Genomic DNA, 18,156 nt, shown 5'->3' on the forward strand with positions numbered 1-18,156 from the left:
CCACCACACCCACCACACCCTGGACACCCCACGGCACCATCCTCATCACCGGCGCCACCGGCGCCCTCGCCACCCACATCGCCCACTGGATCAACGAACACCACCCCCACTGCCACCTCCTCCTCACCACCCGCCAAAACCCCCACCCACCACACACACAACAACTCCAACAACACCTCACCACCAACGGCACCCACACCACCATCACCACCTGCGACATCACCGATAAACAAGCCCTCACCCACCTCCTCAACACCATCCCCCCCGAACACCCCCTCACCACCGTCATCCACACCGCCGGCGTCAATTCCGGAATCACGATCGCTGACACACGTCTCGCGGATCTCAGCGCGGCCGCTGCCGCAAAGGTGACGGCCACGACACGTCTGCATGAGCTACTGCTCGACCACGAAACTCTTGAACACTTTGTCCTCTTCTCCTCCGGCGCCAGCGCCTGGGGCGGTGCCGGCCACGGGGCTTATGCCGCCGCCAACGCCTACCTAGACGCCCTCGCCACCCACCGCCAAACCCAAGGACTCCCCGCCACCTCCATCGCCTGGGGCGCCTGGGACGGCGACGGTATGTCCAGTGACGAGGCCACCCACGCGTATTTGCGTCGTCGGGGCCTCAATCCCATGGCCCCCGAGCTCGCTCTCCTCGCGCTTCAGAACATCCTCAACGTCCGCCCCGCTGCTAATACCGTTGTCGCGGACATCGACTGGAATGCCTTCGCCCCTAGCTTCACCTCACAACGTCCAAGTGCTCTCATCAGCGACCTTGCCGAAGTCCGACAAGCTCTCTCTACCGATTCCACTCCTCCGACAAGTCCCGACGCCGATTCCTTGCAGCACAAGCTCGCCCAGCAATCCCCCACAGAGCAGCACCACACCGTCAGCAAGCTCGTCCGTACGCACATCGCCAAGGTCCTCGGCCACAGCAACACGGACGGCATCAACGCAGAGCGGGCGTTCAAGGAACTCGGTTTCAGCTCCCTCAGCTCCGTTCAGCTCCGGAACCAGTTGTCAGCCGCGACCGGGCTGTCCCTCTCCCCCACCCTGGTCTTCGACCACCCCACGCCTTCAGCGCTGGTCCAGCACCTCCTGAATCTGACAGTCGGCGCCGATACTGAGGTGACGCACCCACCCGTACCCGTACCAGCGTCGACCGTCTCCGACGACGAACCCATCGCCATCATCGGAATGGCATGCCGCTACCCAGGGGGAGCTCGTTCAGCGGAACTCTTCTGGGAACTTCTTGCCTCGCGCACCGACGCGACCGACGACTTCCCCGCGGATCGCGGCTGGGACACTGAGAAAATCTACGATCCGGACCCCGAACAGTCAGGTACCTGCTACACCCGGCGGGGCGCCTTCCTTTACGATGCGGCCGAATTCGACGCCGAATTCTTCGGGATCAGTCCGCGGGAAGCACTTGCGATGGACCCCCAACAGCGGCTGCTGCTGGAATCCGCCTGGGAAGCCCTGGAGCACGGAGGGATCGAGCCGGCTTCTCTTCGTGGCAGCCGCACCGGGATCTTCACCGGAATCAACGTCCAGGACTACGCGGCACATGTTCGTCTGGCTCCCGAGGCAGCAGCGGGCTATGCCCTCACCGGCAGTTCCGGGAGCGTTGCCTCAGGCCGTATCGCTTATAGCTTCGGGCTGGAAGGTCCTGCGGTGTCGGTGGACACCGCCTGCTCATCGTCATTGGTCGCCCTGCACCTGGCATGTCAGGCGCTGCGCACGCAAGAGTGTTCCCTGGCGCTCGCCGGTGGGGTGATGGTCATGTCCACCCCGGCGACATTTATCGAGTTCGCGCGGCAGCGGGGCCTGGCGCCTGACGGGCGGTGCAAGGCGTTCTCGGCCTCGGCGGACGGCACCGGGTGGGGCGAGGGCGTCGGCATGCTGCTGGTGGAGCGGCTCTCCGACGCACGCCGGAACGGGCACCCGGTCCTGGCGGTAGTACGGGGCAGCGCGGTCAACCAGGACGGTGCCAGCAACGGCCTGACCGCGCCCAACGGGACATCCCAGCAACGGGTCATCCGCCAGGCCCTCGCCAACGCCCGTCTCACGCCGGCCGACGTCGACGCTGTGGAGGCTCACGGCACGGGCACGACCCTCGGCGATCCCATCGAGGCCCAGGCCCTGCTCGCCACCTACGGCCAGGACCGCCCCGGCGACCAGCCACTCTGGCTCGGATCGGTGAAGTCGAACATCGGACACACCCAGGCAGCCGCCGGAGTGGCAGGCATCATCAAAATGGTGATGGCACTCCGCCACGGCCGGCTACCCGCCACCTTGCACGCAGATGAACCGTCACCCCACGTCGACTGGAGCTCCGGAGCAGTACGTCTCCTCACCGAGCCCCTGCCCTGGCCGAAAGGCGAGCGTCCACGGCGGGCAGGCGTCTCCGCCTTCGGGGTCAGCGGGACGAACGCGCACGTCATTCTTGAGGAGGCACCCGTTGAGGATGCCGTCGCCGTGGACCTGGAGGAGCAGCCGGTCCTGCCGTTGCCGTGGCCGGTGTCGGCGAAGTCGGACGGGGCCTTGCGGGCGCAGGCAGGGCAGCTGCGGGAGTTCCTGACCGGACACCCCGATGTGCCGCTGACCGATGTGGGGTTCTCCCTCGCCTCGGGCCGGTCGGTGTTCGATCACCGGGCGGTGGTGCTGGCCGGGGACCGGGACGGGTTCCTGGATGGGCTCTCCGCCCTGGCGGCCGGTGAGGAGCATCCCTCGGTCATCCAGGGCACCAGCACCAGCACCAGCACCAGCACGAGCGCCGGTGGGACGGTGTTCGTATTCCCCGGTCAGGGCGGGCAGTGGGCGGGAATGGGCCTGCGGCTGCTGGAAAGCTCGGCGGTGTTCGCCGCGTCGATGCGCGAGTGCGGGCAGGCTCTGGCCCCCCACACCGGCTGGGACCTGGACGACATGCTCAGCCGACCCCAGGATGATCCGGTGTGGGAGCAGGCGGGTGTAGTCCAGCCACTGCTGTTCGCGGTCATGGTCTCCCTGGCCCGCCTGTGGTCCTCCTACGGCATCACCCCCGACGCGGTGATCGGCCACTCCCAGGGCGAGATCGCCGCCGCCCACGTCTGCGGCGCCCTCACCCTCCCCGACGCCGCCAAAATCATCGCCCTGCGCAGCCGGCTACTGGACCAGATGACCGGCAACGCCGGAGGCATGCTCGCCCTCGCCCTGCCCGGGCAGGAAGCCACCACCCTCCTCGATGAACACTGGGCCGGACGGGCATGGGTCGCGGCACACAACAGCCCCCGCTCCACGATCGTCTCCGCCGAAAAATCAGCGGTCGGGGAACTTCTCGCCCACTGCCGCGAACACGGCATCAGAGCGAAACAGATCCCCGTCGGCTACGCCTCCCACAGCCCCCACGTCGAGAGCGTCCGCGACGAGCTGCTGACCGGCCTCACGGACATCGCCCCCCGCCAGGGAAACATCCCGCTCTTCTCCACCCTCGACAACCAGTGGGCCGACACCACCAGCCTCGATGCCGACTACTGGTACCGCAACCTCCGCCACCCCGTCCGCTTCACCCAAGCCGTCCAGACCCTCCACCACGACAACCATCACCTCTTCATCGAATGCAGCCCCCACCCCACCCTCACCACCGCCATCCAAGACACCACCGACACCACCGAAGAAACCACCACCCCGGTCACCGTCACCGGAACCCTGCGCCGCAACACCAACGACACCCACCGCCTCCTCACCAGCCTCGCCCACACCCACACCACCCGGACCGTCAACTGGACAGCGCACTACACCCACCACACCCCTCACCCCCACCCCCACCACACCGACCTCCCCACCTACCCCTTCCAGCGCCAACGCTTCTGGCTCAGCCCGGCCATCAATGCAACCGAAGCGGACTTCTCGACCGTAGGGCTCTCCTCTACGGGCCACCCCTTCCTCAGTGCCGCGACCGACCTGGCCGGAGGCCGCGGTCACCTCTTCACCGGCCGGATTTCCCTGGCCACCCACCCCTGGCTCGCCGACCACACCGTCGCCGGCACCGTCCTCCTTCCCGGCACCGCATTCCTCGAACTCGCCCTCCAAGCCGCACACCACACCCACACCCCCCACATCGAAGAACTCACCCTCCACGCCCCCCTCACCCTCCCCGACGACCAAGCAACCGTTCTCCAGGTCACCATCAGCCCCTCAGACGACAGCGGGAGACACGAGCTCACCATCCACTCCCGCCCGGACGTCGACGCTGATACCGATACCGATGCCGACCCCACCGGTGACGCCCCCGCCTGGGCCCACCACGCATCTGGCACCCTGCTCCCGCACTCCGCTTCCCCATCACCGGCGAGCCCCCTCCCCATCGACTCCTGGCCGCCTCCCGGCGCAACGCCCGTCAGCTTGGACGGGTTGTACGACAGGCTGGCCGAAGCGGAACTCGCGTACGGGCCTGCCTTCCGGGGGCTGCGTTCGGCATGGCGGGCCGGCGAGGTGCTCTACGCCGAGGTCGTTCTCCCCGACGGCTCCGCTCTTCCCGACGAGGTAGCGACAGGCGCAGGAACGGCAGACGCATCAGCCACCGAAGACTCTCATTTTTCTCTCCACCCCGCCCTGTTCGACGCCGCCCTGCACGCTCTCGGCATGATGTCCGCGACGGACAGCGGCGAGAGTGCTCTGACCGGCGATCCCACCGAGGCAGCCACGCCCTCGGCCGCACGTCTCCCGTTCGCCTGGAGCGGAGTGACCCTGCACGCCAAGGCAGGCCGCGCCTTGCGGGTGCGGTTGTCCCCCGTCGGGGAGGGCGACGGGGCGGTGGCGATCGAGGTGACGGACGACGGCGGCCGCCCTGTCGCCTCGGTCGAGTCGTTGGCGCTGCGGCCGGTCTCGGCCGACGAGGTGTGGTCCGCCCGTTCCGCCGATCAGCGGCCGATGTACGGCATGGAGTGGTCGGCCGTGCCCTTGACCGCCTCCTCGCAGACCCCTCCGGATGCGTGTGCCGTTGTCGCTTCCGGTGTCGGTTCCGGTGTCGGTTCCGGCGCCCGGGCGTGGGTGCCTTCGCCGGCCGGCGCGGGTGACGCCACCCCTCGCGTGTACGAGCACTGGGACGCTCTGCTGGAGGCCGTCGACGCCGGCAGCCCTGTGCCCGGAGTGGTGTTCCTTCCCCTCATGGTGCCTACAAGGGACGCCGATGAGGGCTCCGAAAAGGACGAGAGCGTCCGGGGCGCCGTCGCCGAGCCCTTGGTCTCGTATGCCGCCGTTCACTCTGCTGTCTGTCAGGTTCTGCTCCTCCTGCAGGCGTGGCTGAAAGACGCTCGATTCGCCGAGAGCCGGCTCGTCGTGCTGACCCGGCGCGCAGTGGCCGCCGGCCGGGGCGAGGACGTGGCCGATCTGCCGGGGGCCGCGGTGTGGGGGCTGATCCGCTCCGCGCAGTCGGAGAACCCGGAGCGGATCGCTGTGGTCGATCTCGACGGTTCTGCTCCGGCCTGGGGCCTGCTGTCGCGGGTACCGGGTGCCGGAGAACCTCAGCTGGCGGTGCGGGACGGTCAGGTTCTCGCTCCGCGGCTCGTACGGGCGTCACAGGTGGAGCACGCGTCCGCGAGCCCGTCCGTCCTCGATCCGGAGGGCACCGTGCTGATCACCGGAGGCACCGGCGTTCTCGGCGGGCTGGTGGCCCGCCGACTGGTAGAGGCGCAGGGGGTGCGGCACCTGTTGCTGGTGAGCCGTCGCGGTCCGGAGGCGGAAGGTGCCCGGGAGTTGATGGCGGAGCTCACCGGGAGAGATGTTTCGGTCACGGTCACGGCCTGTGACACCGCGGACCGGGACGCTGTCGCCGCTCTCCTGCGTGGTGTGCCTGCCGCCCATCCGCTGACCGCCGTGGTGCATGCGGCGGGGGTGCTCGACGACGGGACGATCCCGTCGCTGACACCGGAGCGACTGGAGAACGTGCTCCGGGCCAAGGTGGCTCCGGCGCTGCATCTCCACGAGCTGACCCGAGACGCGGAACCGGCAGCGTTCGTCATGTTCTCCTCCGCCGCGGCTGCTCTCGGTTCGCCGGGGCAGGGCAATTACGCGGCTGCCAACGCGTTCTTGGACGCCCTGGCCCACCACCGCCGCGCCCATGGCATGCCCGCGCTTTCACTCGCCTGGGGCCTGTGGGCGCAGGGCAGCGGTATGACGCGGCACCTGGACCGGAGTGATCACGCCCGGATGACTCGCGGGGGCATGGCGCCCCTGCTCAGCGACGAGGGCCTGGACCTGTTCGACTCCGCTCTGGCGAGGGACGAGGCGTTCCTGGTTCCGGCGCGCTTCGATGTCGCGACGTTGCGGTCCCGTGCCGCGGAGTCCGGCGTTCCGCCGCTCCTGAGCCGTTTGGTAGGCAACGCCGCACGCCGTGTCCCGGCCGTCGGCTCCAAGGGCTCGGCCGCTGAGGCGGCGTCGCTGCGTGAGCGCCTTTCCTCGCAGAGCCCTGCTGAGCAGCGGCGTACTCTTCTGCGGCTCGTCCGGTCGCATGTGGCCGTGGTTCTCGGCCACGGTGGGGAATTCACGGTGGAGGAGGAGCGGCCGTTCAGGGAGCTGGGTTTCGACTCGCTCACCGCTGTGGAACTCCGTAACCGTCTGAACGCTGCCACGGGGCTCCGGCTGACGGCGACGCTCGTGTTCGACTTTCCCACTCCTGCCGTCCTGGCCGATCACCTCCTCGCTGAGTTGCTGCCTGACACCGGCTCCGCTGCCGGGGCGACCGGTCGGGGCGTCTTCGAAGGCGGTGAGGAGGAGTTGCGCAGGATTTTGGCGTCCATTCCGCTGCGCAGGCTGGAGGAGGCGGGGCTGGTGGCCGCGCTGGTGCAGCTCGCGGCCCCGTCCGGGGGCATGCCGGCGGAGGCGGAGACGGAAGCTCCGCGGATCGATGAGATGGACATCGACAGCCTCATTGAATTGGCTCACGATGCGGACGACCCGTGGCAGGACGCGACGGGAGAAGGCAGCGGAGGCTGAGCGTTGCCGCGGCCGGATCTCGTGACCAGGTCCGGAATGTGGATTTTCTGGTAAGGAAAGGGAGCCATGCCGACATCACTTTTTGAAGAGATCCTGCGACGCAACCCTGGTGAGGCGGAGTTTCATCAGGCGGTCGGTGAAGTGCTGGAGAGCATCGAGCCCGTGCTGACCGCGCGCCCGGAGCTGGCCGACGCCAGGCTGATCGAGCGGATCACGGAGCCGGAGCGGCAGATCATTTTCCGGGTTCCCTGGGAGGACGACCAGGGAGGGATTCATGTCAATCGTGGGTTCCGGGTCGAGTTCAACAGTGCTCTCGGTCCGTTCAAGGGTGGTCTTCGTTTCCATCCGTCGCTGAATCTCGGCATTGTGAAGTTTCTGGGTTTCGAGCAGATCTTCAAGAACGCCTTGACCGGGCTGGGCATCGGTGGTGGCAAGGGTGGCAGCGACTTCGATCCGCGCGGCCGGTCCGAGGCGGAAGTCATGCGCTTCTGCCAGTCGTTCATGACGGAGCTGAGCCGGCACATCGGTGACCGGACGGACATTCCCGCCGGGGATGTGGGGGTGGGCAGCCGGGAGATCGGTTTTCTCTTCGGGCAGTACCGGCGGATCACCAACCGCTGGGACGCCGGGGTGCTGACCGGGAAGGGGACGGGGTGGGGCGGCTCGCCGGTCCGCACCGAGGCCACTGGTTACGGGAACGTCCTGTTCGCTGCCGAGATGATGAAGAGGCGTGGCGAGGACCTGGCCGGGCGGCAGATCGTCGTCTCGGGTTCCGGGAACGTGGCGCTGTATTCGATCGAGAAGGCCCACGCGCTGGGCGCCCGGGTGGTGACGGTCTCCGACTCCGACGGCTGCGTCGTGGACGAGAAGGGCATCGATCTGGAACTGCTCCGGCAGATCAAGGAGGTGGAGCGGGGGCGGGTGAGCGATTACGCGGAGCGCCGCGGTTTCTCGGCCCGCTATGTTCCCGGCGGCCGGGTCTGGGACGTGCCGGCCGATATCGCTCTGCCGTCCGCCACCCAGAACGAACTCGACGCGCGGGACGCTCTCTCGCTCGTACGCAACGGTGTGCGGGCGGTGTCGGAAGGCGCGAACATGCCGGCCACACCCGAGGCGGTCCGGATCTTTCATGAGGCCGGCGTGGCGTTCGGGCCGGGGAAAGCCGCCAACGCGGGCGGGGTCGCGACCAGTGCGCTGGAGATGCGGCAGAACGCCGGTCGTGAGTCCTGGCCGTTCGCCCGGGTCGAGCAGGAGCTCACCGCGGTCATGCGGCGTATTCACGACACGGTCCATGAGACGTCGGAGCGTTTCGGGGAGCCGGGCAATTACGTCCTGGGCGCCAATATCGCCGGATTCGAGCGGGTGGCGGAGGCCATGCTGGCCCAGGGGCTCGTCTGACGGTGCCGGTAGCGGGCCCGGCCGGGGCGGAGGGCACCGGCCGGGCCCGAAACGGTCGTCGGCCCGGTGTGCCGGTCCTCATAGGGGCGGGCGCACCGGGCCGTTGTGCCGGGGCGGGTGAGGTGAGCGGAGACGATCGCGGGTCACGCGGGCGTACCGACCGGTACACCGTCGCTCCCGCGCGATGGTGCGATCGCCGCGATCGCCTCCGCGTCAGTGGGGCCGCATTCGGTGGCGTTGCATTCGGTGAGGCCGCGTGCGGTAGAGCCGCATTCGGCGTGGCCGTAGGCGGTGGGGACGGCCTTTGGCCCGGGCCGGGACGAGGGGTCGCCGGTGCGCTGTGCGGCGGCGGGCGACGTCCCTCGGTGGTGCCCTTCCGGGCCGCGGCCTCCCGTCGCGCGTCACACAGTGGCGCCCTGGCGCCTGGCGGCCGTCCTGGGTTCCGCGATCATGCGCAGCTTGTCGGGGAGCACGTGGGTGGCTTCCGTCACCTCGCGGACGCGCCGGCCCGGTACCGGGCGCAGCCGCCAGCGGGAGGCGATGACCGCGACGGCGGTGACGGTCTCCGTGATGGCGAAGGCGTCCCCGATGCATTTGTAGACACCGGCCGAGAAGGGGACCCAGGCGCCCTTGGAGACCTTTCCGCCTCCTCGTTCGGTGTCCCAGCGATCGGGGTCGAAGCGTTCGGGGTCCGGGTACCAGCGGGGGTCGTTCTGCAGCGCGTAGGCGCTGTAGATGACTTCGGCTCCCGCGGGCAGCATGTGGTCGCCGAGGCGCACGGTGCGCACCGCCCGCCGCATGCCGACCCACCCCGGGTACTTGCGCAGGACTTCCTTGACGACTCGGTGTGTGTAGGTGAGCTGGGCCACGGCCTCGGGGCCGGGCCGGCCGCCGGCGAGGACGGTGTCGAGTTCCTCGTGCACGCGGCGCTCGATGTCGGGGTTGCGGCCGAGCTCGCAGAACACCCAGGTGGCGGTGGCGGCGGGGCCGCCGATTCCGGCGACGGCGAGTCCCAGGATCTCGTCGCAGATCTCTTGGTCGGTCAGGGTGTTTCCCGCGGCGTCCCGCGCTTTCATGAGCATCGACAGCATGTCACCGTGGTCGCGTCCGTCGGCCCGGTAGGCCGCGATGGTCTTCTTGATGGCGGCTCGGGCGAGGGGCAGGGCTCGGTTGCCGGGGGTCGGCAGGCGTCGGTAGACGTTCGGGGCGATGCTGGCCATCCTGGCGACTTCCAGGATGGAGTGGCCGACTTTGCGCAGCGCTTTCTCGGCCTCGGCGCCGAGCTCGGAGAAGAACAGCGACTTGGTCATCGTGATCACTGCCACGTTCGTCATCGCCGGAGCCACAGCCACCAGTTCCTTGGGTGCCCAGGAGCCGGCGACCTCCTCGGCGGCCGCGCACATGCTGGAGACGTAGCTGTCGAGACGGGCCCGGTGGAACGTGGGCTGCATCAGTCGGCGCTGGCGCAGGTGGGGTTCGTCCCGGGTGGCGACCAGGATGGGGCCGATGAACTGGAGTGACTTCGCCGCCAGGCTGCTCCGGCTGAAGTCGTGCGCGTTGGTGACCAGCATCGTGCGCACGAGGTCCGGGTGAGTGGCCACGTAGACGTCTCTGGGGCCCAGCCGCATTCTGACGACGTCACCGTGTCCGGCCAGGGAGGTCATGAAGTCCAGCGGCCGCCGGAGCAATTGCGGCACATGACCCACCACCGGCCAGGCACCGGGCATGACAGGGATAGGGGTAAACGCAGGCATCAAGGCTCCTATCGGATTCCGGGCTGGGGCTCGGACCTGGCCGGCCGTCGTCGGCGTGGTGCCGGTGCGGTCAGAAGCGCTTCGCTCCGGAGGTGCCCCACGGCGCTCATGTAGCAGCCTAAAGTCCGCCCGGAAAGGCCGGGAACCCCCTATTGACCCTCATCTGTCCCTTCATTGCGGTCAGTGAGTCCCGTCAGCCACGCGTGCACATACCGGGCCGTTCCCTCCGCGTACCCCTCCAGCATGGTGAAGTGGTTGCCCTCGATGTCGTGGACTGTGTGCGGCGTGCCCCAGACGGGCGGCTGTTGTTCCCCGTCGCGGCCGCGGAGGAAGAGGGCGGGGGTGACGATCTCGGGCGGCCGCCAGCCGGAGAAGATCCGGAAGTAGGCGCCCATGGCGGTCAGCCGGGTGTAGTCCACGTCCACGAACTCGGTGACCCGGTCGAAGATCTCACTGGTCAAGGCCCCCGCGACGGGCGCCATCCCCTCGTCGGGAAGGTAGGCGTCCATGGCCACCGCTGCCTCGGGGAAGACACCCCTGTCTTCGAGGTAGCGGGTCACGGCGTAGGTGAGCCAGCCACCCGCGGAGTGCCCGGCGAGCGCGAAGGGCGCACCGTCGGCGAAGGCGACGATGATGTCGGCGAACGTACGGGTGACGACCTCGACGCTGTTCGGCAGCAGTTCCCCCGTGACGAACCCGGGTGCTGGCACGTACCAGACGTCACGCAGCCCTTCGAGGGCCGCGGCGAACCGCGCGTACTGGTAGGCGCTGGACACGGCCGCCACGGTGGGCAGGCAGATCAGCAGGGGGCCGGGGCCCTGGGCGAGGCGTACGGGCCGGGGGGCGGCTTCGGCCGGGAGTTGGTCGAAGCCGGGCCGGAAGACCGAGGCGGCGGAGAGCAGATCCATTGACTCCTTCACCCGCCCGGTGTCGTGCCCCAGCCAGAACAGGGACTCGACGGTCGCCTCCGATGGTCCGCCGGGATGTGACGGCCCGTACTTGCGGCGCGCCGCCGATTCCCCTTCCCCGGGGTCCCCGGCCCGCTCCTGCGTGGTTCCGGCGGTCGCACGGTCCTGGTCGTCGGTCGCGGTGGCCAGTTGTTCCTGGAGGTGCCGTGCCAGGACGCCGGGAGTGGGGTGGTCGAAAACCAGCGTGGTCGCGAGCCGGAGCCCGGTGAGAGCGTTGAGCCTGTTGCGCAGTTCCACGGCGGTGAGGGAGTCGAAGCCGAGCTCGCGGAACTCGCTGTCCGAGGTGACCTGGTCCGTGGCCCCGTGGCCCAGGACCAGGGCCGCCTGGGCGCGCACGAGTTCCTCAAGAATGCCGGTCCGCTCGCCGGGGCCGTCCGCCTTGCTCAGCCGCTCCCGCAGGACGGCGGCTTCGCCGGGGTCCGTGCCGTCACCGGCTGCGCGGCGTGCCGGGACCTTCACCAGCCCCTGGAGGATGCGGGGCAGTGCACCGGCCGCGGCCTGTGCGTACAGGGTGCGTACGTCGAGCCGGGTGGTCAGGAGCAGGGGCTCGTCGACGGTGCCGGCGGCGTCGATGAGGGCGAGCCCCTGTTCGTTGGAGAGGGGTGTCAGGCCGCCGCGGGACATGCGGGCGAGGTCGGTGGCCTCCAGGTGGCCGGTCATGCCGCTGGCCTCGGCCCACAGACCCCAGGCCAGTGCCTGGCCCGGCAGCCCCCGGGCCCGCCGGTGGTGCGCCAGTGCGTCGAGGAACGCGTTGGCCGCGGTGTAGTTGCCCTGGCCGGGGCTGCCGAAACTCGCGGCGGCGGACGAGAAGACGAGGAAGTCCCGCAGGTCGAGGTCCCGGGTCAGTTCGTGCAGGTGCAGCGCTCCGAGTGCCTTGGCTCCCAGGACCGCTTCCATGCGTTCCGGGGTCAGGGAGGTAAGAATTCCGTCGTCGACCACACCCGCCAGGTGGACGACGGCGCGGAGCGGGTGCCGTGGGGGGACGTGCGACAACAGGTCCGCCACCGCCCGGCGGTTCGCCAGGTCACAGGCGTGCACCGTAGCTTCGGCGCCATGTGCCGCGAGCTCGGCGACGAGTTCCGCCGCCCCTTCGGCGGCCGGCCCGCGGCGGCCGGCCAGCAGCAGGTGCCGTACGCCGTGTGCCGTCACGAGGTGCCGGGCGACGAGTTTGCCCAGGACCCCGGTCCCGCCTGTGATCAGCACGGTTCCCTCGGGGTCCCAGCGTGGTTCGGCATCGCCGTCAGCCGCCTCCGGAGGCTGCCCGGAAACCGCCACACGGCTCAGGCGCGGGACGTACGGCGTGCCCTCGCGGACGGCGAACTGCGGTTCCCCCGTGAGCAGGGCGTCCGGAAGCAGCCGCCGGGACGCGTGGCTGCTGTCGGTGTCGGCCAGTACGAACCGGTCGGGGTTCTCACTCTGGGCCGAGCGGACGAGCCCCCACACGGTGGCGTGGGTGAGGCCGGGCACGTTGTCGCCCTCGGTCGCCGCGATCGCCCCGTGGGTGACCACGGCCAGCCGGGACTCGGCGAAACGGTCGTCGACGAGCCAGCGCTGAAGGAGTTCGAGGGTGGTATTGGCCGCCTGGCGCACCGCATCCGCGCTGTCGTGTCCGGGAACGGGCCGGGGAGCGGGAGCGCCCTCGGTGTCCGGGTGGGACGGAGTTTCCGGGGCGGGCGCCCCGTCCCACCCCGGCACCGTCGTACCGGAGCCGGCCGCGTGGCCGGCTTCGTCCGCCCCGCACGAGACGACCACCATGTCCGGGGGCGGGCTGCCCGAGGTCACGGCCTCGCCCAGCGCGGCCAGGTCGGGGTACACACTCCAGGCCGCTCCGGCCGCATCCAGCGCCTCGCCCAGGCCCGGTGTTCCCGGGCCGACGAGCGCCCAGCGGCACGAGCTCGCACTCCGGCCCCCGCTCCGGCCGTTCGGGAGGGGGCGGGGCCGCCACTCCATGCGGAAGAGGGAATCGTGGTAGGTGGTGCGGGCCGCCCGCAACTGCTCCGTGGTGATCGGCCGGAAGGTCAGCGACCGCGCCGAGACCACCAGCCGCCCGGCGGGGTCGGTGGCTCGCAGGGTGAGGGTGTCCTGTGGCGTCGGGGACAGCCGGACGCGCAGCGAGGACGCGCCCGTGGCGGCCACAGTCACCCCGCTCCAGGAGAACGGCAGCAGGCCGTGCCCTTCCTCTCCGGTGCCAGCTTCAGCGCCGACGCGGAGCACCACAGGGTGCAGTGCGGCGTCGAGCAGGGCGGGGTGTACGGCGTAACGAGCCGCTTGTTCCTTTTGCTCCTCTCCCAGGCCGACCTCGGCGTAGATGTCCTCGCCGTGCCGCCAGGCCGCCCGAAGCCCTTGGAAAGCGGGGCCGTAGGCCAGCCCCGCCCCCGCCAGGTCCGCGTACCAGGTGCGGAGGTCCACCGGTTCGGCTCCCGCGGGCGGCCATGTTTCGTCCTCGGGCTCCCGTCGGCCGGACGCACCTTGGGCGGTGAGAGCATCCGGGGCGAGCACCCCGGTCGCGTGACACGTCCACGCTTTCTCCGCCGACAGAGCACCGGCGTCGTCCGGGTGGGAGTGCAGGGCGAAGGCCCGCTCTCCCGACGGACCGGGTGCGGCGACGGCGAGCTGGAGTACGACCGATCCGCGCTCGGGCAGCAACAGGGGGACTTGTAGGGCGAGTTCCTCCACTGATCCGAGTCCGGCTTCCTGTCCCGCGCGGAGGGCCAGCTCCAGGATGGCCGTGCCCGGCAGCAGCACGGCGCCGAACACCGCGTGGTCGGCCAGCCAGGGGTGGGTCCGCAGCGAAAGCCGTCCGGTGAAGAGCAGGTCGTGCGAGTCCGCCAGCTCCACGGCGGAGCCGAGCAGGGGGTGGTCGGCGGTGTCCAGACCCGCTGCTGCCAGGTCGTCCCCGCTCACCTGGGTGTCCAGCCAGTAGCGGCGCCGGTCGAACGCGTACGTCGGCAGCGGGACCCGGTGGGCGGCGGGGGCGGGCCCGATGACGGCCGGCCAGTCGACGGTGACACCGCCGGCGTGCAGGCGGGCCAGGGCAGCGAGGAGGGTGCGGGCCTCGTCCCGGTCCGGGCGCAGGGCCGGGACCGTTACGGCCGTGGGTCCGGTGTCGGCGGGGATGTCCGTCCCGGTGTTCGCAGTGGTGACCGGGCGGCAGTCCTCCGCCAGCGCGGACAGGGTGCCGTCCGGGCCGAGTTCCAGGAACGCACGGACGCCCCGTGTCCGCAGCCACGCCACCCCGTCGCCGAAGCGCACCGCTTCGCGCACGTGCCGCACCCAGTAGTCCGGGGTCGTCAGCAGACCGGGGCCGGCGAGTGCGCCCGTCAGGTCGGACACGACACCGATCGACGGTTCGGTGTACGTCACCGATCCGGCGACCCGCGCAAAGTCCGCCAGCATCGGTTCCATCAAAGGGGAATGGAAGGCGTGGCTCACGCGCAGTCGGCGAGTCTTGCGGCCACGCCCGGCGAATCCGGCCGCCACCTCCTCGACCGCGTCGGCATCACCGGAGATCACGACCGATTCCGGGCCGTTCACCGCCGCGAGCGAGACGCGTTCCGCCAGCCCCTCCAGTGCCTGCGTGACCTCGCTCTCGGTGGCCCGGATCGCTGTCATCGCCCCACCGGACGGCAACTCCTGCATCAGCCGGCCGCGCGCCGCCACCAGGCGCGCGGCGTCGGCCAGGGAGAAGACCCCGGCCACGTGGGCGGCCGCCAGCTCACCGACCGAGTGGCCGAGGACGAAGCGCGGGCGGACGCCGAACGATTCGACCAGCCGGAACAGTGCCACCTCGACGGCGAACAGGGCGGGCTGGGCGTAGCAGGTGCGGTCCAGTTCCTCGGCCGCTGCACCGGTGCCGGGCGACCGGTCGAAGATCAGGTCGCCTAGGGGTCGGTCCAGGTGGCTGTCCAGCTCCGCGAGCACCGCGTCCAGGGCCTCCGCGTACCCGGGGAACGCGGCGTACAGCTCGCGTCCCATTCCGGCACGTTGGGTGCCCTGGCCTGCGAACAGCATGGCGAACGGGCTGTCGGGCGTGGCCCGGTCTGGCCCTTCGACGAGTCCGGGAGCGGGGGTGCCGGAGGCCAGTGCGTCGAGTCCGCGCAGGAAGTCGTCGCGGTCTGTTCCGAGGACGACGGCCCGGTGTTCGAAGAGCGATCTCTCGGTCACCAAGGCGTGTGCGACCGCGGCGAGGTCCAGGTTTCCGTTCGCCCGTGCGAACTGTCGCATGCTGCGGGCCTGTCCCCGCAGGGCACTCTCGGAGCGTGCCGAAAGGGTCCAGGGGAGCGGGTGGGGCGTTGCTGGGGAGTCTTCCTGAGGCCCGGTCGGGGCGGCCTGTTCGGGCAGGTCCGTAACGCTGGTGGGATTTTCGCTGGTCGCCGGCTCGGGCGCCTGCTCCAGGATGACGTGCGCGTTGGTGCCGCTGACCCCGAACGAGGACACTCCCGCCCGCCTCGGGCGCCCGTCCTCTCCCGGCCACGGCATTTCCTCGGTCAGCAGCCGCACCGCGCCCGCGTCCCAGTCGATGTGCGGCGACGGCTCGTCAATGTGCAAGGTGCGCGGAAGCGTTCCGTTGCGCAGGGCGAGGACCATTTTGATCACGCCCGCCACACCCGCCGCCGCCTGGGTATGCCCGATGTTCGACTTCGCCGACCCGAGCCAGAGCGGCTGGTCGCCGGGACGCCCCTGCCCATAGGTGGCCAGCAGGGCCTGGGCCTCGATCGGGTCACCCAGCGTCGTACCCGTGCCGTGTGCCTCCACCGCGTCGACGTCGGCGGGCGTCAGGCGAGCGTTGGCGAGGGCCTGGCGGATCACCCGCTGCTGCGACGGTCCGCTCGGCGCTGTGAGACCGTTGCTGGCGCCGTCCTGGTTGACCGCGCTGCCCCGCACCACCGCCAACACCTGGTGTCCCAGGCGCCGCGCGTCGGAGAGCCGCTCCACCAGGAGGACGCCCACGCCTTCGCCCCAGCCGACCCCGTCGGCCGCGGCCGCGAACGCCTTGCACCGCCCGTCCGGCGCCAAACCGCGCTGCCGCGAGAACTCAAGAAATGCCGCGGGTGTGGACAGCACCGTCGCACCGCCCACCAGAGCCAGGGAACATTCTCCGGCACGCAGCGACTGGGAGGCGAGGTGCAGCGCTACCAAGGACGAGGAGCAGGCCGTTTCCACCGTCACCGCCGGTCCCTCCAGCCCGAAGGTGTAAGAGATGCGGCCGGAGAGGACGCTGCCCGAGACGCCCGTCATCGCGTATCCCTCGAGGTCCTGTCGGCTGTGGCGCATCAGCTCGGCGTAGTCCTGTTGGGACATGCCGGCGAAGACGCCGGTCTGGCTGCCGCGCAGTGATCCCGGTTCGATTCCGGCTCGCTCCAGTGCCTCCCAGGAGGCTTCGAGCATCAGCCGCTGCTGCGGATCCATGGCCAGCGCCTCACGGGGGCTGATCCCGAAGAAGGCCGCGTCGAAGTCTGCCGCGTCGTGCAAGAACCCGCCCTCGCACGCGTACGAGACACCCGCCCGGCCCGAATCCACGTCAGGATCGAACAACCGCTCCGCATCCCAGCCCCGGTCCACCGGAAAACCGGAGACGGCGTCCCGCCCGGACATCAGCAGGTCCCAGAACTCCTCCGGCGAGCCGACGTCACCAGGGAAACGACACGCCATGCCGACGATGGCGACCGGCTCGTCCACTCCGACCACGTGGTGAGCGGTCGGCGCCGGCGATGTGACGGCACGGCCGTCCCCGAACATCTGCTCGTGCAAATATTCGGCCAGTACGAAGGAAGTGGGGTGGTCGAAGACCAGCGTCGTCGGCAGCCGGAGGCCGGTCACCGCGCCGAGCCGGTTCCGCAGCTCCACCGCCGTCAGCGAACTGAAACCCAGATCCCGGAAGGCCCGGTCGGAGGGTACGTCCTGCGCGGTGCTGTGGCCGAGGACGGCGGCAGCGTGGCTGCGTACCAGTTCCCGCAGCGCCTCCGTCCGGGCGGCGATTCCGTCCAGCCTGGCCAGTTGGTCTCGCAGGGCACCGCGGGTCGTGTCACCGGTGTCCGCCCGCAGGGACTGTACTTCCGGAATGTCGCTGATGACCGGGCTGAGTCCGGTGATGCCGGTGTTCTCGGCGAAGCGTTTCCAGTCGATGTCGGTGACGGTGACGCAGGTGTCGTCGTGGTCGAGCGCCTGGCCCAGCGCCTCCAGCGCCAACTGCGGATCCATCGCCGCCATACCCCGCCGCCGCAGCTGACCCGCGACCTCCGCGTCACCGGCCATCCCCTCACCGGCCCACGCACCCCACGCCACCGAAAGTCCCGGCAGCCCCAGATGCCGCCGGTAGCGCACCAGCGCATCCACCTCCGCATTCGCCGCCGCATAGTTCCCCTGCCCCGGCGCACCCCACGACCCCGCAGCCGACGAGAACACCACAAACGCCGAAAGATCCGCACACCGCGTCAGCTCATGCAGATTCCACGCCCCCACCGCCTTCGCCCGCCGCACCCCCGCCAACCGCCCCGGCGACAATGCACCCACCACCCCGTCATCCAGCACACCCGCCGCATGCACCACCCCACACAGCGGAAACTCCTCCGGCACCCCCGCCAACAACTCACCCAACGCCTCACGATCACCCACATCACACGCCCCGACCGTCACCCCCACCCCCAACCCCGCCAACTCCTCCAGAAGGCCGAAGCCGTTACCGCTCTCGTTGATCAGGAGGAGATGCGAGGCACCGCGAGCGGCGGCCCACAGGGCCGTGTGGGCACCCGGCTGGTCCCTGCCGTCGTCATTTCCCGTGATCAGTACGGTGCCGTGCGGTTCCCACACCCGCCCGGACACCACCCCACCCAACGGCGCCCGCACCACCCTGCGCACAAACACCCCCGACGCCCGCACCGCACACTCCCGCTCACCACCCCCCAACACCCCCACCAAACCCTCAACCACCCGCCCATCCACCACCCCCGGAACATCAACCAAACCACCCCAAACCTCCGGCAACTCCAAACCCACCACACGACCCAAACCCCACACCTGACCCAAACCCGCACACACCACCCCATCCCCCACACCAAC

4 protein-coding genes and 1 pseudogene are annotated in these 18,156 nt (G+C 70.1%); 3 read left to right on the top strand and 2 right to left on the bottom strand.

Annotated features, from left to right (window positions below; translation table 11 throughout):
- Positions 1-89: 89 nt before the first annotated feature.
- The 3 genes and pseudogenes from ABZ951_RS31480 to gdhA form a co-directional block, all read left to right on the top strand.
- A pseudogene (locus ABZ951_RS31480) lies at positions 90-512 on the top strand (KR domain-containing protein); the annotation flags it as partial.
- A 330-nt stretch (positions 513-842) separates the two neighbouring features.
- Positions 843-6,977: a type I polyketide synthase gene (locus ABZ951_RS31485; RefSeq protein ID WP_361281436.1), complete on the top strand. Its 6,135-nt coding sequence runs from the start codon at positions 843-845 to the stop codon at positions 6,975-6,977.
- Between the two features lie 66 nt (positions 6,978-7,043).
- Positions 7,044-8,375 carry an NADP-specific glutamate dehydrogenase gene (gdhA, locus tag ABZ951_RS31490; RefSeq protein WP_344095895.1) on the top strand — a complete coding sequence of 444 codons (1,332 nt, stop codon included), beginning with the start codon at positions 7,044-7,046 and terminating at the stop codon, positions 8,373-8,375.
- Positions 8,376-8,776: 401 nt separating this feature from the next.
- Here the strand turns inward: gdhA and ABZ951_RS31495 are convergent, their stop codons facing one another.
- Both ABZ951_RS31495 and ABZ951_RS31500 read right to left on the bottom strand, forming a co-directional pair.
- A complete protein-coding gene (locus ABZ951_RS31495; RefSeq protein WP_344095897.1) occupies positions 8,777-10,102 on the bottom strand; it encodes a cytochrome P450 in 1,326 nt (441 codons plus the stop codon).
- 176 nt (positions 10,103-10,278) lie between these two features.
- Positions 10,279-18,150 (bottom strand): SDR family NAD(P)-dependent oxidoreductase, encoded by a 7,872-nt coding sequence (locus tag ABZ951_RS31500; protein WP_361281433.1) that lies wholly within the window; start codon positions 18,148-18,150, stop codon positions 10,279-10,281.
- Positions 18,151-18,156: the final 6 nt, after the last annotated feature.

It is taken from the genome of Streptomyces sp. NPDC046215 (assembly GCF_040646215.1).
GTDB lineage: Bacteria > Actinomycetota > Actinomycetes > Streptomycetales > Streptomycetaceae > Streptomyces > Streptomyces stramineus.